The organism is Pseudobdellovibrionaceae bacterium, from assembly GCA_019637875.1.
In the GTDB taxonomy this organism is placed as follows: domain Bacteria; phylum Bdellovibrionota; class Bdellovibrionia; order Bdellovibrionales; family Bdellovibrionaceae; genus JAHBUW01.
The window spans coordinates 140,346-159,277 of the sequence record JAHBUW010000002.1 but is presented as its reverse complement, the minus strand read 5'-3'; the positions used below and the strand labels follow the sequence as shown (position 1 = coordinate 159,277).

The 18,932-nt window shown below is 56.8% G+C and carries 21 protein-coding genes and 1 tRNA gene; 13 read left to right on the top strand and 9 right to left on the bottom strand.

From position 1 onward, the window contains the following. Positions 1 to 31: 31 nt before the first annotated feature. From KF767_03515 to tadA, 3 genes are all read right to left on the bottom strand, one after another. On the bottom strand, positions 32 to 802 hold the full coding sequence (locus tag KF767_03515; GenBank protein ID MBX3016933.1) for a patatin-like phospholipase family protein: 771 nt from the start codon (positions 800 to 802) through the stop codon (positions 32 to 34). 30 nt (positions 803 to 832) lie between these two features. Then, positions 833 to 2,650, bottom strand: coding sequence for a response regulator (locus KF767_03510; protein MBX3016932.1), 1,818 nt, complete (start codon positions 2,648 to 2,650; stop codon positions 833 to 835). 124 nt (positions 2,651 to 2,774) lie between these two features. Next, complete coding sequence (gene tadA, locus KF767_03505) at positions 2,775 to 3,257, bottom strand: tRNA adenosine(34) deaminase TadA (GenBank protein ID MBX3016931.1); 483 nt, start codon at positions 3,255 to 3,257, stop codon at positions 2,775 to 2,777. Positions 3,258 to 3,353: 96 nt separating this feature from the next. On the opposite strand from tadA, the gene rpsU reads away from it, so the two are divergent. The 8 genes from rpsU to KF767_03465 all read left to right on the top strand — a co-directional run bounded on the left by rpsU (position 3,354) and on the right by KF767_03465 (position 12,472). Further along, positions 3,354 to 3,554: a 30S ribosomal protein S21 gene (rpsU, locus tag KF767_03500; protein ID MBX3016930.1), complete on the top strand. Its 201-nt coding sequence runs from the start codon at positions 3,354 to 3,356 to the stop codon at positions 3,552 to 3,554. A 96-nt stretch (positions 3,555 to 3,650) separates the two neighbouring features. After that, positions 3,651 to 4,097, top strand: coding sequence for a GatB/YqeY domain-containing protein (locus KF767_03495; protein ID MBX3016929.1), 447 nt, complete (start codon positions 3,651 to 3,653; stop codon positions 4,095 to 4,097). Positions 4,098 to 4,144: 47 nt separating this feature from the next. After that, a complete protein-coding gene (gene dnaG, locus KF767_03490) occupies positions 4,145 to 6,112 on the top strand; it encodes a DNA primase (protein MBX3016928.1) in 1,968 nt (655 codons plus the stop codon). 7 nt (positions 6,113 to 6,119) lie between these two features. Beyond that, positions 6,120 to 7,949, top strand: coding sequence for an RNA polymerase sigma factor RpoD (gene rpoD / locus KF767_03485; protein ID MBX3016927.1), 1,830 nt, complete (start codon positions 6,120 to 6,122; stop codon positions 7,947 to 7,949). A 147-nt stretch (positions 7,950 to 8,096) separates the two neighbouring features. Beyond that, a tRNA-Ile gene (locus KF767_03480) sits at positions 8,097 to 8,173 on the top strand. A 26-nt stretch (positions 8,174 to 8,199) separates the two neighbouring features. Then, positions 8,200 to 8,985, top strand: a complete 786-nt coding sequence (locus KF767_03475) for a hypothetical protein (GenBank protein ID MBX3016926.1) — start codon at positions 8,200 to 8,202, stop codon at positions 8,983 to 8,985. Positions 8,986 to 9,229: 244 nt separating this feature from the next. Further along, positions 9,230 to 11,923, top strand: a complete 2,694-nt coding sequence (locus tag KF767_03470) for a hypothetical protein (protein ID MBX3016925.1) — start codon at positions 9,230 to 9,232, stop codon at positions 11,921 to 11,923. 63 nt (positions 11,924 to 11,986) lie between these two features. Next, positions 11,987 to 12,472 carry a hypothetical protein gene (locus KF767_03465; protein MBX3016924.1) on the top strand — a complete coding sequence of 162 codons (486 nt, stop codon included), beginning with the start codon at positions 11,987 to 11,989 and terminating at the stop codon, positions 12,470 to 12,472. Here the strand turns inward: KF767_03465 and KF767_03460 are convergent, their stop codons facing one another. Both KF767_03460 and KF767_03455 read right to left on the bottom strand, forming a co-directional pair. Then, the gene (locus KF767_03460; GenBank protein ID MBX3016923.1) at positions 12,473 to 12,838 is read right to left on the bottom strand and encodes a nuclear transport factor 2 family protein; all 366 of its coding nucleotides are present in this window, start codon (positions 12,836 to 12,838) and stop codon (positions 12,473 to 12,475) included. Next, entirely contained in the window at positions 12,835 to 13,083 is a 249-nt protein-coding gene (locus tag KF767_03455; protein ID MBX3016922.1) for a DUF899 family protein, read from the bottom strand. Before KF767_03455 ends, KF767_03460 begins: the two co-directional genes overlap by 4 nt. A gap of 237 nt (positions 13,084 to 13,320) precedes the next feature. Here KF767_03455 and KF767_03450 point away from each other — a divergent pair, with 237 nt between their 5' ends. Genes KF767_03450 through KF767_03440 form a run of 3 tightly spaced genes read left to right on the top strand, consistent with a single transcriptional unit; the run spans position 13,321 to position 15,669 of the window. Next, entirely contained in the window at positions 13,321 to 14,253 is a 933-nt protein-coding gene (locus KF767_03450) for a hypothetical protein (protein MBX3016921.1), read from the top strand. Positions 14,254 to 14,289: 36 nt separating this feature from the next. Next, the gene (locus KF767_03445; GenBank protein MBX3016920.1) at positions 14,290 to 14,682 is read left to right on the top strand and encodes a hypothetical protein; all 393 of its coding nucleotides are present in this window, start codon (positions 14,290 to 14,292) and stop codon (positions 14,680 to 14,682) included. Positions 14,683 to 14,685: 3 nt separating this feature from the next. Then, complete coding sequence (locus KF767_03440) at positions 14,686 to 15,669, top strand: alpha/beta hydrolase (protein ID MBX3016919.1); 984 nt, start codon at positions 14,686 to 14,688, stop codon at positions 15,667 to 15,669. Here the strand turns inward: KF767_03440 and KF767_03435 are convergent. The 3 genes from KF767_03435 to KF767_03425 all read right to left on the bottom strand — a co-directional run bounded on the left by KF767_03435 (position 15,658) and on the right by KF767_03425 (position 17,057). Beyond that, a complete protein-coding gene (locus KF767_03435; GenBank protein MBX3016918.1) occupies positions 15,658 to 16,161 on the bottom strand; it encodes a hypothetical protein in 504 nt (167 codons plus the stop codon). The genes KF767_03440 and KF767_03435 overlap by 12 nt on opposite strands. Positions 16,162 to 16,293: 132 nt before the next feature. Beyond that, complete coding sequence (locus KF767_03430; protein MBX3016917.1) at positions 16,294 to 16,800, bottom strand: DNA starvation/stationary phase protection protein; 507 nt, start codon at positions 16,798 to 16,800, stop codon at positions 16,294 to 16,296. Positions 16,801 to 16,802: 2 nt separating this feature from the next. Next, positions 16,803 to 17,057 carry a GlsB/YeaQ/YmgE family stress response membrane protein gene (locus KF767_03425; GenBank protein MBX3016916.1) on the bottom strand — a complete coding sequence of 85 codons (255 nt, stop codon included), beginning with the start codon at positions 17,055 to 17,057 and terminating at the stop codon, positions 16,803 to 16,805. A 160-nt stretch (positions 17,058 to 17,217) separates the two neighbouring features. On the opposite strand from KF767_03425, the gene KF767_03420 reads away from it, so the two are divergent. Beyond that, positions 17,218 to 17,652, top strand: coding sequence for a hypothetical protein (locus tag KF767_03420; protein MBX3016915.1), 435 nt, complete (start codon positions 17,218 to 17,220; stop codon positions 17,650 to 17,652). Positions 17,653 to 17,710: 58 nt separating this feature from the next. Beyond that, positions 17,711 to 18,109 carry a hypothetical protein gene (locus KF767_03415; GenBank protein ID MBX3016914.1) on the top strand — a complete coding sequence of 133 codons (399 nt, stop codon included), beginning with the start codon at positions 17,711 to 17,713 and terminating at the stop codon, positions 18,107 to 18,109. A 60-nt stretch (positions 18,110 to 18,169) separates the two neighbouring features. Here the strand turns inward: KF767_03415 and KF767_03410 are convergent, their stop codons facing one another. Then, positions 18,170 to 18,781, bottom strand: coding sequence for a hypothetical protein (locus KF767_03410; GenBank protein MBX3016913.1), 612 nt, complete (start codon positions 18,779 to 18,781; stop codon positions 18,170 to 18,172). Between the last annotated feature and the right edge of the window lie 151 nt (positions 18,782 to 18,932).

Genomic DNA, 18,932 nt, shown 5'->3' with positions numbered 1-18,932 from the left:
TTCCGCGTGACACCACTAAAATGTGTGAAGTCTAGATGAGGACCCCGAGGGCCGCATGGGTCTTCCGCAGACAAGCTTCATGCGCCGACGGTCCCAGTTGCAAGCGCGTGAAGTTCAGCTGGGGGAGTCCCTCGATCCGGAGCTCGCGCCAGTTTTCGTCGCGAGCGTGCGTGGTACGGGCGACACCGCGCTCGTACCAGCTCGCGACCTTCGAACCCGACTCTAACATCACGCTCAGGATGCGTTCGTCGCCCGCGCCCGCCCGATTCACGCCGGGTTTGTCGAAGACTCCGCCGTCCCACAGCCAGCGGCCTTCGCGGCGTACGGGATGGAACAGTCCCGGCACCGCGCAGCTGGCCACGACGGCCGAGGGCAGATCGCCGCGACCGACGTACTCCGTGCGTGCGCGCAAGATGTCGAACACCGCGACCTCGAACGGAATGCGCGTGTCTTCGAAGCGCGAGACGAAATGTTTCGCGATCAAGCGGCGAAACTTCCCGCCGCGTAACAAACCCGCGCCCAGTCCCGGGTCCCAGAAGTCGGCGCGTTTGACGGAGAAAAGAAGTTCACGCACTTCGCGCGCATCCATGCCCGAAGCCCAAGCGGCGCCGACCAGGGCCCCGGCGCTTGAGCCCGAAAGCTTCGCGGGACGAAGGCCCGCCTCCTCGAAGGCCTGCATGAGTCCCGCGTGCGCGTAGAATCCGAAGTAGCTGCTGGACAAGGCGAGCGTGAAGGGGCCGCGCTCCAGCCACGAACGTAAATCGGAAGGGACGTTAGAAGAGAAGCGGCTACCTTTTGTCATGCGGTGCATTTCAACAAGTGAGCGGCTACCTTACAGTTCGGGTTGGTAATCGTGGTGATGGCCCATCAGCTCGTGCTGAATGGAGAGGATGAGTTCGGTTTTTTGAATCGGTTTGGTCAGATGACCCGAGCAGCCGGCCTTGATCGAGCGGTCGTGGTCTTCCTTCATCGCGTGGGCGGTGAGCGCCAAGATGGGACGTGAATAGCCGCGGGCGCGCAGACGGCGCGTGGCCTCGAGTCCGTCCATGACCGGCATCTGCACGTCCATCAACACGATGTCGTAGTGGTTCTTCAGCGCCATTTCGACGGCGATTTCTCCGTTGGCGGCGGATTCGATCACCACGCCTTCCGCGCGCAAATACATGCGGATGAGGTCTTCGTTATCCGGCGAGTCTTCCGCAAGCAGGATTCGGCACGGCGGAAGCGTCGGCGAGAGCGATGCGGGAGACGCCACGACGGCGGTCGCCTCGGCGGGCATGGCGAAATCGAGAGTCTCGCCGGGGCCAATGAGGGCGATCCGTCTCGGCGCGGGCATTTCGGCCATCTCGAGCGTCAAGCGGAAGCAGCTCCCTTTGCCGAGAAGGCTCGCGACCAAGATCAACTCGCCGTCCAGGGCGCGGGCGATGTGGCGCGAGAGCGCGAGTCCCAGACCCGTTCCGCCGAAGCGTCGCGTCCCCGAATTGTCCCCTTGCGTGAAGGGTTGGAACAGTTTTCCTTGATCTTCCGGATGAATACCGATGCCCGTGTCGTGCACTTCGACCGAAAGCATGGAGGTGCCGCGCGCGAAGGGCTTCTCGCGTTGGGCGACTTTGATGGTGACCTGACCTTCTTCACTGAACTTGATCGCGTTCGAGAGCAGATTCGTGATGATCTGACGTAGGCGCAGACCGTCCGTCTGCACTTTTTCAGGAAGTAGGGTTTCGTAAACGATCGCGAGCGAAAGACCTTTTTTCGCCGCCAGGCTGGAAACCGAATTCACGACCTCTTGAAGCAGGTGCGGCAGGTTCAGATCTTCTTTTTCGACGGGAATGCGGCCGGCTTCGAATTTCGAAAGATCCAAAATGTCGTCGATCAATTGCAAAAGGTGATCGCCGTTTGTTTTGATGCGACCGAGCAGCGCACGGTGCTCGGCGGGAACTTGCTGGTCGAGCAGCAAATTTGAAAAGCCCAAAATCGCGTTCATCGGCGTGCGAATTTCGTGCGACATATTCGCGAGGAAGGTCATCTTCGCTTCCTTCGCCATCCGTTCGCGCTCCAAGGCCTCCCACAGCTGTTGCGTCCGCTCACGCACGCGCGCCTCGAGGTCCTCATGGGCGTTTTTCAGACTTTCTTCGAAGGATTTTTGCTTCGTGATGTCTTGGCAGGTGCCCATCAGCTTGACGACGCGACCCTGATCGTCACGTACGGCGATGCCGCGGCTTTGGATGTAGTGGACGCTGCCATCAGAGTGATGAGCCGCGTGCTCGACGATGTAGGATTCGCCCGTTTCACGCGCGCGCTGGACCGCCGAGGTGATGCGTTCGCGGTACTCGGGTTTCAGTCGGTCCAGGTAAGCGCCATAGGAAGCGTCGAAGTTGCTGGGGTCGACTTCGAAGATCTTGTACAGCTGTTCCGACCAGGTGATTTTGTCGGTGGGAATGTCCCACTCCCAACTTCCGAGTTTCGCGATGCTTTGAGTTTCGAGAAGAAGCCTTTGACGTGCGGCGAGCTCGACCTCGAATTCACGGCGCAGCTCGTCCTCGCGTCGCGCGAAGCGTTCGCGATTCCGCCACGAGCGCCAGACGAAAAAGCCGTTCGCCGCGAGCGAAAGAAAAAGAGCGGCGATAAAAAGACCTTCGATGCCGAGCATTCAGCCCCTTTAAGACTCAAATTAAAAATTCTGTTTCGACGAAACATTCTCGCCTGAAACCCCGGCGGAGCAAGTCCTGAGACGGGGCTTCCATGCCTCTTCGCATATCTTGGGGAAAAAAAGACTAAGCCTGACCGGAGCCCTCGGACGGGGGTTTGCGACGTTTGGCGCGGAAAAAATCGGTCAGAAGGCGTCCGCACTCTTCTCCCAGGACGCCCGAGGTGAATTCGGTGCAGTGATTCAGACGTGAATCCTGAAGGACGGAGTAGAGCGACTCGACGGCCCCGGCTTTCGGATCACGGGCGCCGTAAACGACCCGGGCAATACGCGCCTGCAGGATGGCTCCCGCGCACATCAGGCAGGGCTCAAGTGTGACATAGAGCGTCGCATCCGTGAGGCGCCAGGCCCCCAAGCGCCGGTTGGCCCGGTGGATGGCCAGGCACTCGGCATGGCCGAGGGCCGAAGGCAGGGTCTCTCTTTCGTTATAGCCGGTCGCTAAAATCTGGCCATCTCGAACCAGGAGGGCGCCGATCGGAACCTCGCCCCGGGATTCGGCTTTCCGGGCTAATTTGAGGGCGAGTGCCATCCACTCAGCGTCGGTTTTCATGTGGGGACTCCAGGGTTTTAGGGCTTCTCAGCTTGCTCTTTTCGGGGGGGCTTTGTATACCCGAAACCTTCCGGATTGAAAGGCAGGTGATTCTCCGTGGCATTGGTACGTCTTAAAGAAGGTGAAAATTTTGAGGGCGCATTTCGCCGTTTCAAAAAAGCCTGCGAAAAAGCTGGTATTCTTTCCGAAGTAAAAAAACGCGAGCATTTTGAAAAGCCCAGCGTTCGTCTAAAGAAAAAGTCCCTGTCGGCTCGTAAACGTGCGGTTAAAAAATCGCGTCGTGGCAGCGGCGAATAGGTTCTAGATTTTTTCCAGGACAAAAATAAAAGGCCATCAGGTTTTCCTGCATGGCCTTTTCAAATTTCATCCCCATATTGCGAAACGAGGTTCCCTATGCAAATCCGCGAACAGATCATGAACGACATGAAAGCTGCGATGCGCGAAAAGGACCAAGTCCGTTTGGACGCGATCCGTGGCCTGCAAAGCGCGATTAAAAATCGCGAGATCGACAGCCGTCCGAACCCGATCACCGAAGACGACGTTCTCGCCGTGATCAAAAAACTCGTGAAACAACGCAAAGAATCCATCGAACAATTCCAGACCGCCGGTCGCCAAGACCTGGTGGACAAAGAAGCGACGGAGCTCAAAGTCCTCGAGACTTATTTGCCCGCGCAGATGAGCAAAGAGCAGATCGAAAAAATCGTCACGGAAGTCATCGCCGAGACGGGAGCAAAGTCGATCAAAGACATGGGAACCGTCATGAAGGCCGTCTCCGCGAAGACCGCGGGTGCCGCCGACAACAAGCTCGTCAGCGAGCTGATTAAAGCGAAACTGGCCTAAGTCCCCCTCGGGCGTCGCTCAGGGCGGCGCTCAACTAAAAGGAGCCGATGCGCTTTCCCGAGAGCTTTATCCAGCAGGTCACTGACGCGACCGACCTCGTGGATATCATCTCTGAAACGACTCAGCTGAAGTCCTCTTCGGGGGGCTTCATGGGCCGCTGTCCTTTTCCTGACCACAAGGAGAAGACGGCCTCCTTTTCCGTTTCGCAAACCAAACAACTGTATCACTGCTTCGGCTGTAAAAAGAGCGGCAACCTGATCGGCTTCATGAAGGACTACCACGGGATGACCTTCCCCGAAGCGATCGAATTCCTGGCGGGACGTGCGCGGATTCCCATGCCCGTCGAAGATCGTAAGATCTCGAGCGAAGAGGAGCGTCAGGCCGAGCGTCGGCGCCAGATCGCGAAAGCGAACGAGCTGGCGCAGACTTACTTTCGCGATCAGGTGAAAAACGCGAGCGCAGATCACGCGGCGGTTCTTTACTTTGAAAAACGTGGCCTCAGTCCGGAAACGCAAGAGACCTTCGGTCTTGGCTACGCGACCTCCGCTTGGGAGGGGCTCGCGCCGTTTCTGAAAAATCGCGGCGTGCAATTGGAAATTGCCGAGCAGGCCGGGCTCGTACGTCCGCGTAAGGGAAGCCAAGGGCATTACGATCTTTTTCGCGAGCGGGTGATGTTCCCGATCCGCAAAGTGACCGGGGAAGTCATCGGTTTCGGCGGACGTCTTCTGGAAAAAGGCGAGCCGAAGTATTTGAACTCGCCGGATACGCCGCTCTTTCACAAGGGAAAGGTCTTGTACGGCCTGGACCAGACGGCGCGCTACATTCGCAGCGAAGATCACGTCATCGTCGTCGAAGGCTACATGGATCTGATCGCGATGTTCCAGGCGGGCATCCGTAACCTGGCGGCGACGCTCGGGACCGCGCTGACCCTGGATCATGCCCACGCCATCCGTAAGATCACCCCGAACATCACCGTCCTTTTCGACGGGGATGCGGCGGGGCAAAATGCCGCTGAAAAGTCGCTCCCGATTCTGTTGAAGGCGGGTCTTCGTCCGCGAGGGCTGACTTTGCCCGAAAAACTCGATCCCGACGAGTTCATCAAGGCCAAGGGGGTTGAGGCGCTGAACCAACTCCTGGATGGCGCACCGGATCTTTTTAACCTTTGCCTGCACCTTTGGACTCTCAACTTCAGGGGAGCCGCGACGGAAAAGCTCGCTTTGATTGAGAAGTTGCAACCGATTCTCGATGGTATGCAGGATGCAAGGCTCAGGGAAATGTACCTGAAAGACCTCGCTCAGCGCGTGCAGATGAATCTGCCGGATCTGAAGAGGACGCTGTCACACACGCAGGCACCGGGTGGTTCCACGCGTGGTCCCGCACTGAAACCGGGAATGACAAGGCCCCCCACGGGAGTGGCGACCTCGCCCGTTGCCGCCAGGGGAGCGGAAATCCCGGCCTCTCCCGCGCAGGCCGCGCCGGTACAGCAAAATCAGGGCCAATCAGGTCCGCGATTTACGCTGAAGGGAGCCTCGAAGGGGGAACGTCTGCTGCTGAGTTTGGTTTTAAAAAATCGTGCCAACTTTGAGTTCGTGCAACAGCACAAACTGGCCGATGAGTTCTCTACGGATTCGCTGAGGCAAATCTTTGCGTGGATCGAGGAGACCGGTAGACATTCTCCGGAGCGCTTTGATAGATTGGCGGGTCTGCTAACAGAGCTTGTTGATGACGCCGGTGTCGTGTTCGAATCGGAAAAAGTGATCGGCATGTACCTCGCTCCGAGCGGAGCGGGTGAGTCCGGATCGGATGCCGATAATTCGGAATTCGAATCCGATCTTCTAAGGGATTGTGTGAGACGCGTGCGAGCTGACGGATTGAAACGACAAATCGACCGACTGACCGCTGAGCTGAGGATTCAATCTTCTTCTGAAAAATTAGAACAACTCATGGCTTTGCAGCGTGAGCGCATGGCCCTGATGAAAAATTCGCTGAAATCCCTTTCGAAAGACGCGGAATAAACGAAGGATGTCGATGGAAAAGAACGTAGAGCTGAAAGAGCTGACCGTCGCCGAACAAGAAGCGCTCATGCGCGAGGAAGCTCAGCGCTTCCTGAAAATGGCGAAGGACAAAGGCAGCCTGACGATCGAAGAGATCAATGAAGGCCTGCCCGCAGAAATTATCGCGGCATCCGTGCTCGATATTTTCATGCACACGTTGGAAGCCAACGGCGTGGTCATTCCCGATCACACCGAAATGGCAAAGTCGGATGAGGAGCGCGAAGCCTTCCTTGGCGACCCCGACAAAGAAGACGAAGAAGCCGATGAAGATGAAAAGGCCGAAAGCGAAGACGTTAAGGGCAATGACCCCGTACGTCTTTACCTGCGTAAGATGGGCTCCGTCTCGCTGCTGACCCGTGAAGGGGAAGTCGAGATCGCCCGTCGTATCGAAAAAGGGGAGCGCGAGATCGTCCGCGCGATCCTGATGTCGCCGATCGGTACTTTGGAAATCATCCAGCTGGGTAAACGCCTCGACGAAGGCCGCATCAAGGTCAAAGCGATCTTCCGCGGTCTCGAGGATGAAGACACCCAGTACGACGAAAAAGAGTACGTGGATAAGATTCACGAACTGATCGGCAAGGTGAAAGAGTACCAAGCGATCGCCGCCCCGTACTTCGAAATCCTGCGCAAAGAGGAAACCAATACGCCCGCGCGTGAAAAAGCGTTGCGCGAACTCGCCGTTCACAACGAAGCGTTGATGGCGAACTTCGAAAGCGTGAACTTCAACCGGAAGACGATCAACCGTATCGTCATCAAGTTCCGTAACTTGGTGAACCGTTTGAATGAATTCAAACGCCGGATCAAAGACGGAACCGAGCGCACGTTCTCGAAAGACGTCGCGACCATGGTTGAGCGTCTGAAAATCATCGAGACGAACGAAAAAGAACTCACGCGCATGTCTCGCGACACGGGCTTGAGCTACCAACGTTATCGTTCGTACACGATCACGGCCGAAAACGCCGAACGCCGCCGCGTGCGTCTGTTTAGCGAAACCGAGATGAACTACAAATGGGTCAGCGACACCTACACCGCCATCTGGAAAGGTGAGCGTGAGGCCGACCTCGCGAAATCCGAGCTCGTCGAAGCGAACTTGCGTCTCGTGGTCTCGATCGCGAAGAAGTATACGAACCGCGGTCTGCAGTTCCTGGATCTGATCCAGGAAGGCAACATCGGTTTGATGAAAGCCGTCGATAAGTTCGAATACCGTCGTGGATACAAGTTCTCGACTTACGCGACTTGGTGGATCCGTCAGGCCATCACGCGCGCGATCGCGGACCAAGCCCGCACGATCCGTATCCCGGTCCACATGATCGAGACGATCAACAAGCTGGCGCGCACGTCGCGTAACTTGATCCAGGAGCTCGGCCGCGAGGCGACTCCGGAAGAGATCGCGGAACGTATGGACATGCCGGTCGATAAGGTCCGTAAGGTCTTGAAGATCGCGAAAGAGCCGATCTCTCTCGAAACCCCCGTGGGTGAAGAGGAAGATTCGCACTTGGGCGATTTCATCGAGGACAAAAAGGTGATCAACCCGGCGGAAGCCATCGTGAACCTGAACCTGGCCGAGCAAACTCGCCGCGTTCTGTCCACGCTGACTCCCCGTGAAGAGAAAGTCCTGCGTATGCGTTTCGGGATCGGTGAAGAGTCGGATCATACCTTGGAAGAGGTCGGTCAGGATTTCAACGTCACTCGTGAACGTATCCGTCAGATCGAGGCGAAGGCGCTGCGCAAGCTCCGTCACCCCTCGCGCTCGAACAAGCTGAAGACCTTCGTTGAGGGCGGCGGCTCGGGGAACTGAGCGGATCTCGAAATTCAAAGTTCTTAAGGCAAGGGAGGCGACGAGCCTCCCTTGTTTTTTGGCGAGGCGGGGTGGGCCTCGCTTTTCATTTGGCGGCGAACCTTGTCGTACCTCGCGCGCCCTGCTAGCTTCGGTCATGCACCCTGTGGGGGGTTAGCTTAGTTGGTTAAAGCAGCCGGCTCATAACTGGCGGACCGTAGGTTCAAGTCCTACACCCCCTACCACTTTCCAAACCGATCTCTTGGTGGACATGGTGATAGACAAAGAAGTTGTCCTGAATAACATCGTTTCGCTTCTGAAAGACCGCCCCGAGATCCACGCCGCGTGGGAGGGGGGATCGCAGGCGACCGGTTTCGTGGATGAGTTTTCGGATATCGATTTGTGCGTCGTCGCGGACGCGCCGATCCAGGGCGTGATTGAGCGCGTGCAGCGGATGCTCGAGGAAAAGTTCGGCGTCAGCCATACCTGGCAGACCGCCAAGTCCGGATGGGGTGAGGGGATTGCGCAACGGGTGATCGTGTTGAAAAACGCGCCGGAATTTTTCTCTGTCGATTTAGGGGTGATGGATCGCGCGGTTCCGCAAGCTTACGGGATGTTTCTTGAAGTCGAACGCCATGGCACGCCCCGGATCCTGTTCGACAAAGGCGGGATTCTGCACGAGCGTCACGCCGACGCCGCCGAAATTTTCGCGCGGCAGACGGTCCGTGCCGAGGAGCTGCGCCAAGGTTTTCCCATTTTTAAGTCACTGACGCTGAAAGAGCTGCGTCGTGGCCACCCGATCGACGCGATCTCGTTTTACCAGAACGGACTTGTGCGTCCCTTGGTCGAAGTGATGGCAATGAACTATCGCCCTTATCGCTGGGATTTCGGATTGCGCTATTTGCACCGAGATTTTCCCGAGGCCGAGCAAAAACTCATCCAGGAATTAAGCTACGTCGCGGACGTGGCGGATTTACCGGCGAAGGTGGCGCGCGCGGAAGCGGAGTTTCTGAAGGCCATCGCGGTGTTCAAGGGGAAGCGATCCCTCGAAGGCTAAGGGCGACCTCGCGATCGCCCTCGAAATGACAAATTACAGTTTGGACTCGAAAAGCTCGGTCCACTTTTGGATGCGCTCATCCGTGTTGTCGACGTTTGTATTGAACCGGTGGTTCAGGGTGAAAACGCCGCCTTCGAAAGTCGAAGCGCCGGGTGATCGTCTCAAGTTGAAACATGCTCGTTTAAACGGTGAATAGATTTGCGGTGTTACTTTATATGGGCGGGACGATTTCCGATAGAAAGACATGGGAATCGCCGGGAGCGCCGTCGTGCGCTCGTTCATGCTTTTTGTCTTTGTTCTGTTGTGCGGGGCGGTCCCGGCGTTCGCTGAACTTGCGAATTCCGGTGATGTTCCGGATGCGGCGCAGGCGACTCCCGCAAAGGGCGCGGATTTATGCGAATCGGCGACGCCGAACGCTTCGGCGGCGGATCAGTCTCAATTTTTGCGCGCGGTGAAAGAAGACGTTCTGCATCGTCTGAAGAAGAACGCGCAGGAAGTCCCCGCGGACTGGATCAAAAATCTGGATGCGGACTTGAAACAGATGCGGTTCTGGTCGGGCATTTCGCAGATCTACCGAATTCGCGGAAGTCTGTGCTGGTGGAATCCCGACGTGAATCCGTTGATGGGACCGCTCGACGAGCCGATCGAAAATCACTTGAACCGCATGCCTAAAACGATCACGACCCGCGTGATCTCGCACAGTGGTTTCACCGACGCCGAAAAGAAAGACATGCAGGCGATGATCGAAAAGCTGAAGGGCTCGGCTTTGCCTGCGGGATCGCGGAAGATCAAAGAGTCGGAAAACGCGTGCCAAGGCTTTCAGAAAGATATCAAAAAGCTGAATGACGGGGTCGAGGCCAACCAGGCGCAGATCGCCTCGAGGAATCCGCTCGTACGTTACCTCAAATCGGCGAACCCGACCGCCGCGGAAATTCAGAAAGCGAAAGATGAGGTTCTGGCGGACACGAAGAAGTCCGTTGAAAGAATCGAGGCGATCAAGCTCGACAACAACATTTCGAGCGACGCCGAATCGCTACTCCTGATGGGTGGCTCGGTACAGACGGTTCTTGCGAAGAACCCGGGCCTTTGCTCGGGCTACCGGACGACTTTCGAGAACTTCAAAAAGAGCGACCGTTATCGTTCGATCGCGACCGCGGGCCTGGCCATCGCGGGTGGCGTGACCTGTTTGGGGGCGGCTTACGCGTCTTTGGGAACGCTGGGGGCCGCGTGTTTCGTCGCGACGGCGAGTCTGACTGCGGGTTCGGCCGAACGTTACATGCAGGTCGCCTCCCAAACGAGCGCGCTGCAGGCGGGGCTTTTGGGGAACTCGGCGAAGTACGAGGACATCCTTGCCAAACAGCGCGAAGCGAATGGGCTTTTGGTGGAAACGGGCTTGAGTGCCATGGGGCTGAAGTTCGGCCTGGGCGCGGGGATCCGCACCGCCGATTCGAGCGTGGTCGCGGCGGAGACCGGCGCGCGCCAACTGGCCGCCGATGTCGTGAAGGCCGAGACCCTGGCCGCGAACGCGCGTCGCTTCGAAGCCGCCGATAAAGGGGCAGGTGTCCTGGGGCGCCAGTTGACCGCCACCCAGCGCGATGCCGTGGAATCCGCGCACGTCGTGGGGCGTGGTCAACTCGGTAAGGACGGCACGCCCGCCGGGGTCGGTAACTACACCTGGGCGCAGTTGCGTGAAAAGCAACGCATCCTTAAAGAGGCGGGATTCAGCGATGCCGACATCCGGCAGCTGATGGAGAAAGGCGTCGTGGGCGACCTGCGCGCAACGCCGAACGCACGAACGCTTTTTCCGACCGGGGACGCGAATTACGATCGCTTTCGCGAAGCCTACAATGCCGGCCGCGTGACGGACGATGCAAAGTACGTTTCGTTCACCTCGAAAGAAACTTCGGGTGCGCGTTTGCCCGCGAAGCTCGTCAAAGTCGAGAACGGCGAGGCGGTCGTCGAGCTGGGGAATGGCACGCGCGTCACATTGCGGGGCGCCGATTTGGATAACGTGCGGGTCAGCTCGACCGCGCGCGTGGAATTGGATCCCGGCATTCAGTTCCGACGCGCGTACCAGAGCGGCGAGCTCGCGAATCTTCAGGGCGAACGCGCCATCATCAGTTATCGCCCCGCGGACTCGACACAAAATCTGGCGGTGAAGGTCGTCGGCGTGAAGCCCGATGGCCGTTTGGAAGTGCAGCTTTACAACGGCGAGCGCCGGATCATCTCGCGCGCAGAAGCCGAGACCGCGAAGTTTTCCGGGACCGAAACGCGCCAAGCTTACATGAACGCGGCGGCGCAGGTTGATCGCGCCCCGGCATCACGCAACGAAATCGCGAGTCTTTTCGGCCAGCAGCGCGGAAAGACCGTTTCTCCCGACGAGCAGTACGTTTCGGGCCGTCGGGTGACGACGCCCGAGGGTGAGAGGGTCTCGTTCAGCGTTCGTTCGACACCGGAATTTAGGACTGCGGCCGAGCGACGGGGGCAGATTCGCGAGTTCACGACTCCGGGGGACGCGCGCCAGCTTCCCGCCGGTGAATACACTTATCTGCTGACGCGCGACGGACGTATGGTCGTCGGACGCGTCGAGGACAATTTCGAACTTGGTGTGAAGCACCAAAATCTGGCGAACGGCCGCGAAGTGGTGAGCGCGGGTGAGCTGCGAGTGACGGCGGATGGACGCCAACAATTCAATACGCTGAGCGGAACTTATACGCGTGATATCGTGCAAAAGCACGCGACCGAAGCCGAACTGCAGGCGCGGACCCAGCGTGCGCTCGACAGTTATTTCGGACGTCGCGTGGAGCGCGTCGAAACGGATATCCTGCCTTCGAATCAGCCCTCGACGCAGACGATTCGCTGGGCGTGCATGAATAAAGATTTTTTGATCTACAATGCGCCGGCTTGCTGCGCGACCGTACGGATCGGCTGCCACTAGGGCGTGGCATTCCTTTGGCTAAATGGCTCTCTGGACCGACCGATTGGCGGCCAGGAGCAACATATGAAGACGCAGCTTACGATTTTCGGCCTACTGTTGATGAGTTCTTCGGCGTTCGCGGGGCAGATGTGTATCGACCGTCGCGCCACGATCATGGAGCCGTGCCCGACCGGGCAACAGCATCACTTCGTTCAGGGAACCTGCAAAAAAACCTACGAGTTCATGAACGCGATCTGCATCGATCCCAAGAAAACCGTCCTCGAAATTCAAGGCGACGTGCTGGAGATCTCCGCCGCGAACGGTATGCTCCAAGTCACCGTCGACGAAGAAGCGGAAGTTTTGAAGCGCGATAAACGCATCAAAAAATCCCTCGCCGAAGATTTCGCGGGTAACGGTTTCGAGGCGGTCGCAAAACCCGAATTGAAAATCAAAGTTTGCGAGAACGCGATCCTGACGGTGGAAGTCGGCGCGGGCAATATTTTACCGAACGCCGACGGGACCGAAATCTATAAAATGGCCGAGATCCTGACGTTCAACTGCGCGAAGTAATCATGATTTAACCATGGTGATCGTCCCCGCGACGACTCGCCATTGGTTTTGACGTTTTCTCCAGATCCGCAGGAAGCGGATCTGGAACTGACCTTGCGTCGTCACGTAGCGCGTCCGGCAAAGGACGAGTGCGGATTCTCCCATCGCGGTCACGTCCAGCTCTTCGACGATCACCCGCACGAACGGTACGCGCTCGGGTCCGTGATTCTTGACGACGAAGGCTTTGTCGTGAAGTTCACCCCCGGGACCGATGAGCACCGCTTCATCATCGAGTAGTTCCTCAAGAATAGGGCGTGTGTCCCGCACGGAACTGGAATCCGCTTCGTTCAAACGCTTTTCGAGTTCACGGATTTCGTTTTCGATCATTTGGCGTACTCATCGTGGAATCTCCACCAGGTATTCGACGCCGCGCCCGCCGGTGAAGGAGAAGAAACCCAAGGCAAATTCCGGCCCAGCCTTTTTTGGTGACGCTTGATCGCGCGCAGCGGGGCGTGTGAATTCATCACGAAAGAAGTCTCGCGCGTATTCTTCTTTTTCTTCATCAAAAATTGATCATGTGCTTTGCGGAACTCCTTGGCGGACACGATCCGGGGTAGGGCCTTTTTCGCCATCGTTCACCTCTGGCGTAGAAGTGTATCAGGAGATATTTGAGTGTGGAAACAGTGTTGAAAAAGGCTCGCTCCCGACGCTCGTTTTCCCTCTGAAAATGATCCCTCTACTAAGGGCTAAAATTCCGATGAAGGAGCGTTAAACAGTCAGTCTTCGACTGCCGGCATGGAAAAATAGGGCAACTGGGAAATCCGCGACTGAAACGATTCTCGGGACAATTTCAGAGGGGTTTTTAAGGGTTGAAAGCAGCACGAACTGCATCGACAACCTATCGCTTTCTTTCGTCGCACCTCGCGGCATGGCTCATATTCACGAACGCCGTTTCGGCGGCCTATTCGGTGCGCCGCCTGGTGCTTGGGTATAACGGCGCGATCATGCGCGTCCGTAACGGCACCAATAACGCCGAAGGGGACGTCGCGTTCGACGAGGCGAACCGGATCGGCGCGAACGGTGTCGTCACGATCACGGCGCAAGGAACTTCGGCATGGACGGTGGGTTCGACGATCGCCCTCAGCACGTTCTATAGCGGAGCGAGCGTCTTCGTGAAAACCTGGTACGATCAGAGCGGCAATGGACGGGATGTCGCGAATACGACGGCGGGAACGCAGCCCCGACTCGTGAACGCCGGCACCCTGGAGGCGATCAACGGCCGCCCGGCGGTGAACTATCCCACGACGATGATGACGTTGACTAGTTCGGCCCGCGTGGTGAATTCGATCAACGAATATGCCGCGCTTTACATCGGAACGTCGCAAGCCAACAACGCGACGCCGTTCTCGTTAAACGGGAGCAATACGGGGCAACGTTTGGCCATGCACGTCCCCGAGGGAACGAGCATTATGTCTGATCTGGCCTCGTCCGCAACGGCCTATGTCCGGCAAACCGGGACGTGGGGATTGTCATACAACACCGGTTATATGATGTCGCAGTTGAACTCGGTCACCAGCAATTTACGCCAGGTGCGATTGAATGGAGCGGTGAATGTGACAACCACCGCCACGAACTGGGCCACGGACGTCACGCAGGGAACTTTGCAGTTGGGTGGTACCCTGTATGGTGCGACCTACGCATTCACTGGAAAATTTTCGGAATTTGTCGTGATGGCCACGGGCGTCGCCGCGACGAACACGGCTCTTGAGGCCGGAAGTAAAGCATACTTTGGCACGCCCTAAATTCTGAGTTAGGGAGGACTCCTCACAGGAGCCTCCATGAAATTCTTAATTCCCCTGATCTTCATCGTGTCCATTCAAGCTCACGCCACGTGGTGGCCGCCCGAAAGCCGCAAAACCGGCACGACGGTGACGCTGCTCAACTGCAATATTCAAGGTCCCGATCAACAGGTCACGGTCGTTCGTGATCGCGAGCGGCTGATTTTAAAAGAGCTGACCGGGCGCGGACGTTGGATCGAGCGTGATCTGACGGCGACTGAGTGGGACGCAAAAATCTTGCGCTTGCAGATGGGCGAGAAGGGCGAACAAACCGAGCTCGATGCGCGGGATCCTTTCTACTACGTCCTTCAATACGATCAAGAGATCCGCCGGTGGACGTTTGACTACCGGGTACCCGGTTGGCGCCAGCTGGGTATGGCGGACTGCTGGTAAGGCATGAAAACAATTTTCGGGATTTTGATTCTGGCGGGTCTTTGCGCGCGGGCGGAGCTTCCGTCCTACGATGCGGAACTGACGACTTTCGCGTATCCGTACGACGTGAAGTTTTTCGAGTTTGAAGGCCAACAGCAAAAACTCAAGATGGCGTACATGGACGTCACGCCGGCGAAGCCGAACGGGCAAACCGTCATGCTTTTGCACGGAAAGAACTTTAGCGGATTTTATTGGGAGCCGACGATTCGGCTGCTGACCGACAAAGGTTACCGTGTCGTGGTCCCGGACCAAATCGGCTTTGGCAAGTCGACGAAGCCCTCAAGCTACCAGTTCAGCTTTCACGGCTTGGCCGAGAACACGAAGCGTTGGCTGGATCATCTGCAGATCGGGAAGGTGGCGGTCGTCGGTCACTCGATGGGCGGAATGCTGGCGGCGCGATTCGCGCGGATGTACCCGGAGGCGACGACGAAACTCGTCCTCGTCAATCCCATCGGTCTGGAAGATCTACGTGGTCCCGTGCCTTATACGGGTCTTGCGAAGGCCTACGAGCAAGAGTTGAAAACGACTGCAGAGTCGATTCGCGAGTATCAAAAACAGGCTTACTACGCGGGCGAGTGGAAACCGGAATACGAAGCGCTGATCGGGGCCGCCTCGGGCTGGACGCGCCACAAAGATTACCCGAAAGTGGCTTGGAATGCGGCGCTGACCTCCGAAATGGTCTACACGCAACCCGTGATTCAAGAGTTCCCGCTGATCAAGGTGCGTACGCTTTTGATTATTGGTTTGCGGGATCGCACGGCGCCGGGACGTCATGCCGCCGACCCGAAGGTGGCGGCGACATTAGGCGACTATCCGAAGTTGGGTCGAGCGGCCGCGCGGGCCATCCCGAAAGCCAAACTCGTTGAATTGAAGGGCGTGGGCCATGTCCCGCAGCTCGAAAGTTTCCCCGAGTACGCGAAGGCCCTGACCGATTTCTTAGCGCTTTGATTTTTCTTTTTCTTCTTTGAGGCTGCTGACGACCCATTTGCCGTCTTTCTTTTCAGCCTTGAAATTGCGGGTATGCGTCTCGGTCGGGAAGTCCTCCATATTGGGGACTTCCGGTTTTTCTTTGCGAACCTCGTCGAGGATGCTCGCGACGTTACGACCTTTTTTGTCGTGCTCGGGCGCGTTCAGGGCGACCAGGAACGCGAGTCCACCGAACTCTTTGTTGTACATGGTGACGTTGGCTTTGCCGGTCGCGGTCTCGCCTTCAATTTTGATGTCGGTGACTTCGATTCTCAATTTTTTGACGAAGGCGGTCTTCAGTTCGCTCATGATCTTCGACTCTTTGGCGCCGAAGGCTTTGTCGAACTCCTTATTGATGTCATCCATCGCGTAAGTTTCGACTGCCGACTTGACCTTGGATTCCTGAGTGCAGGCGCCCAAAACCGCGACCGTGAAAAGAGCCAAAGTGATTTTCGCGAATGAACGAAGTGACATGTGAACCTCCAAACCTCTTTTCGGTCGGCGGAGGAGGGGCTCAATGGACTTGATCGAAACTTGAATATCTACGGCACAAAAAAAGACGGTTCCCGTGGGGAACCGTCTCATTCGTGGTGATCCTAGACTGGACTAGGCGAGCAGACTGCGCAGCATCCACGCCGCTTTATCGTGCGCGCCGACCCGCGCGGTCAGCATGTCGACCGTATAGGGATCTTCATCGTCCAACTCTTCGATCGCTTTGGTCGCTTCCATCGACAGAGCTTGGTGACTGTCGGCAAGGTTTCGCACCGAGCGATCCGAACGACCACCATCGTGATTCAATTCATCGAGATCCGCCGTTTGCAGCATTTTCGCGAGCGAGAACGGAGCTTCATCCCGTTTCGCGCGGATACGCTCGGCGAGTTCGTCGATGGCTTTCGCCATTTCGGTATATTGCTCTTCCGTCAACTTGTGAACGGCGAAGAACTTAGGCCCCTGATAGTTCCAGTGAACCGCGTAGGTTTTCATGTACAAGACGAACGAGTCGGCCAAGAAGTGCTGCAGGCGTTCGGTCGACGTTGTGCCGGTTTTCGCTTTGATCGCCGACTTTGCCTTCTGATTCATTTTCTTTTCTTTGGTCGAAATTTGCGTTTGCATGGCTATACCGTCCTTTTAGTGAAAAAGCCTTGGACGACGAACAGCAAGAGCACCGCGCCGATGATCGAAGCGATGAAGCCTGCGGGCTCGCCCACTTCGTAAAGGCCCAGAAGGCGTCCCAAGAAACCGCCGACGAGCGCGCCGCCGATTCCTAAGAGCGTCGTGAATACAAAACCCATTTTATCGCGTCCCGGCTTCAGCAAACGCGCCACTAGACCGACGATGAAGCCGATAATGATCATTGCCAAAATTCCCATTTTCTTTTCCTTTCGTGCGTGCGACTTCGCGCTTCAATGAAACGCCTGATGTCGAACGAACCAAGCATCCGATATGCCATGGGCCTTGGGGGCAAATCTCCCCCGCGTTTGGGAAAATCGGGATAGCCAAGGAATGCGGGCTCCGCATAGAACATGAGCCATGTTTGAAGGAATCACGCCCATTTGGTTTTTCGCGTTCGCGGCTCTTCAGGGGGTGATCCTTGTCGTGGATGAGGTGGTTTTCCATTGGCGACGGGGATTGCCGCGTTGGGAGCGCTGGGGTCATCCAGTGGACACGTTTTGTTTTTTACTTCCGCTCGTGACGTTGTGGTGGAGCCAAGAGGCGGGCGTCCTTTATTGGATTTTGACCGTGGTTTCGTGCTTGATGATCACGAAAGATGAGCGTCACCACGCGGAACTCGCGTCGGGCGGAGAGCAATGGTTGCACGCGCTTCTTTTTTTACTTCATCCCGTGGTGCTGATTTTTGCGACGATTCCCGGAGTGCGTGATGCGTCGGCTTTTCCGTGGTTGCTCATCGGGGTGGCGGCGCTCGGTCTATATCAAATTGGGTACTGGAATTTGGTAAGGCACTGAAGTCTCTATTTGACGTTTTTTCGGCCGAGGACGACATCCCTGTCATTGGAGGAAATCGATGAAACAACTTTTGTGCGCCTTCTTGATGTTGACGGGCGTTGCGGCCCAAGCTTCTTACCTGGTTCAAGGACAAACCACCGCGGGCGAGCCCTGCGAAATGACGATTCTCGAGTGGGGTTTCCAGGGTGAAGAAAAAGCATGGTGGGCTTTAGAGATGCTCGTGACGACACCTTGGCAGCAGCCGGGGAATCCCGCGATTCTCACTCAACGTAGCCACACCCCTTACTCGCTGTTCGGATTGAACAAAACGACCAAGGACATGATCGCCATCGAACTGAAGTACGGCACGGCGTGGCCCGAAGCCATCATCTCGTTCAATTTTCAAAGTTCGGACGGCCCGCAGGGACTTTTTCAGTCCTATTGCCGCGTCAAATCGGTCGCGGAAATCGCCGACTAGTCGGAACGGGAAAAGAAACGAAAAAAACCGGCCCCGCAAGGGCCGGTTTTTTTATGAGCTTTAGTCTTCGAGGGTGACCAGAATCACGGCCTTCGAAGCCTTGCTTGGATATTGCCGATCGTCCGTGACCGTCGGCAAGCCGGCTTTGAGCATGGCCGTTTTGAAGCGAGCGTCCTCGGTTTTTGCCCAACGCTGAAGGAAGTTCGAACGCTTTGCCATGTTGTAGGTGTCGACGTCGTCCATTTTGAAACTCAAGGTATCGATGTAGTTAGCGATAGCGTCACCCCGTTGGTCCGCCAAGTTCCGCGCGGCTTGCGGGAGCGTTTTGCGCTGGGCTGAGGGCAATTCTTCATCGGACCATGCCAAAATCTTAACGTCGTCGATTTTCCCCACTTTCGCGGATTCCGTGAGGACGTTTTGGATGGCGCGGCGAGAAGCCTCTGTCAGCTCACTTGAGCCCGTTTTAAACTGCACTTCAGTGAAAAAACTGGCCTCCGCGGCCAGGGCGGCTTGATTGTTGACCGCATTTGAGGCCGCAAGCTCGGCGTCGGTGGGCCGCATTTTTCCCGAAGGCTGTTGGGCCGTGGTCTTCGCACTTGCGCAGCCGGCGGTAATGAAAAGAGTCACGACGACGAAACGCTGAAGGGAGTTTAAAGGAAATTGAAAAGACATCGTAAAACCTCGCTGTGTTTGCTAAATGACATGAAGTAGATCCAGACAACATTTCAGGGTTATCAAGGCCGGTGCCGTCCAAAACTCCACAAAATCTCGTGGAAAGCGGGAACATTGGGACATTTCGTTCCAATTTGCCACGGCGAAAACG

Excerpts from the sequence above, each read along its gene's own strand:
- KF767_03435 (MBX3016918.1), bottom strand. The coding sequence starts at position 16,161 with ATGTCACTTCGTTCATTCGCGAAAATCACTTTGGCTCTTTTCACGGTC.
- KF767_03410 (MBX3016913.1), bottom strand. The coding sequence starts at position 18,781 with ATGTCTTTTCAATTTCCTTTAAACTCCCTTCAGCGTTTCGTCGTCGTG.
- KF767_03420 (MBX3016915.1), top strand. The coding sequence starts at position 17,218 with ATGTTTGAAGGAATCACGCCCATTTGGTTTTTCGCGTTCGCGGCTCTT.
- KF767_03510 (MBX3016932.1), bottom strand. The coding sequence starts at position 2,650 with ATGCTCGGCATCGAAGGTCTTTTTATCGCCGCTCTTTTTCTTTCGCTC.
- KF767_03445 (MBX3016920.1), top strand. The coding sequence starts at position 14,290 with ATGAAATTCTTAATTCCCCTGATCTTCATCGTGTCCATTCAAGCTCAC.
- KF767_03460 (MBX3016923.1), bottom strand. The coding sequence starts at position 12,838 with ATGATCGAAAACGAAATCCGTGAACTCGAAAAGCGTTTGAACGAAGCG.
- KF767_03515 (MBX3016933.1), bottom strand. The coding sequence starts at position 802 with ATGACAAAAGGTAGCCGCTTCTCTTCTAACGTCCCTTCCGATTTACGT.
- KF767_03495 (MBX3016929.1), top strand. The coding sequence starts at position 3,651 with ATGCAAATCCGCGAACAGATCATGAACGACATGAAAGCTGCGATGCGC.
- KF767_03440 (MBX3016919.1), top strand. The coding sequence starts at position 14,686 with ATGAAAACAATTTTCGGGATTTTGATTCTGGCGGGTCTTTGCGCGCGG.
- dnaG (MBX3016928.1), top strand. The coding sequence starts at position 4,145 with ATGCGCTTTCCCGAGAGCTTTATCCAGCAGGTCACTGACGCGACCGAC.
- KF767_03430 (MBX3016917.1), bottom strand. The coding sequence starts at position 16,800 with ATGCAAACGCAAATTTCGACCAAAGAAAAGAAAATGAATCAGAAGGCA.
- KF767_03475 (MBX3016926.1), top strand. The coding sequence starts at position 8,200 with ATGGTGATAGACAAAGAAGTTGTCCTGAATAACATCGTTTCGCTTCTG.
- tadA (MBX3016931.1), bottom strand. The coding sequence starts at position 3,257 with ATGAAAACCGACGCTGAGTGGATGGCACTCGCCCTCAAATTAGCCCGG.
- KF767_03455 (MBX3016922.1), bottom strand. The coding sequence starts at position 13,083 with ATGGCGAAAAAGGCCCTACCCCGGATCGTGTCCGCCAAGGAGTTCCGC.
- KF767_03415 (MBX3016914.1), top strand. The coding sequence starts at position 17,711 with ATGAAACAACTTTTGTGCGCCTTCTTGATGTTGACGGGCGTTGCGGCC.
- KF767_03465 (MBX3016924.1), top strand. The coding sequence starts at position 11,987 with ATGAAGACGCAGCTTACGATTTTCGGCCTACTGTTGATGAGTTCTTCG.
- rpoD (MBX3016927.1), top strand. The coding sequence starts at position 6,120 with ATGTCGATGGAAAAGAACGTAGAGCTGAAAGAGCTGACCGTCGCCGAA.
- KF767_03470 (MBX3016925.1), top strand. The coding sequence starts at position 9,230 with ATGGGAATCGCCGGGAGCGCCGTCGTGCGCTCGTTCATGCTTTTTGTC.
- KF767_03425 (MBX3016916.1), bottom strand. The coding sequence starts at position 17,057 with ATGGGAATTTTGGCAATGATCATTATCGGCTTCATCGTCGGTCTAGTG.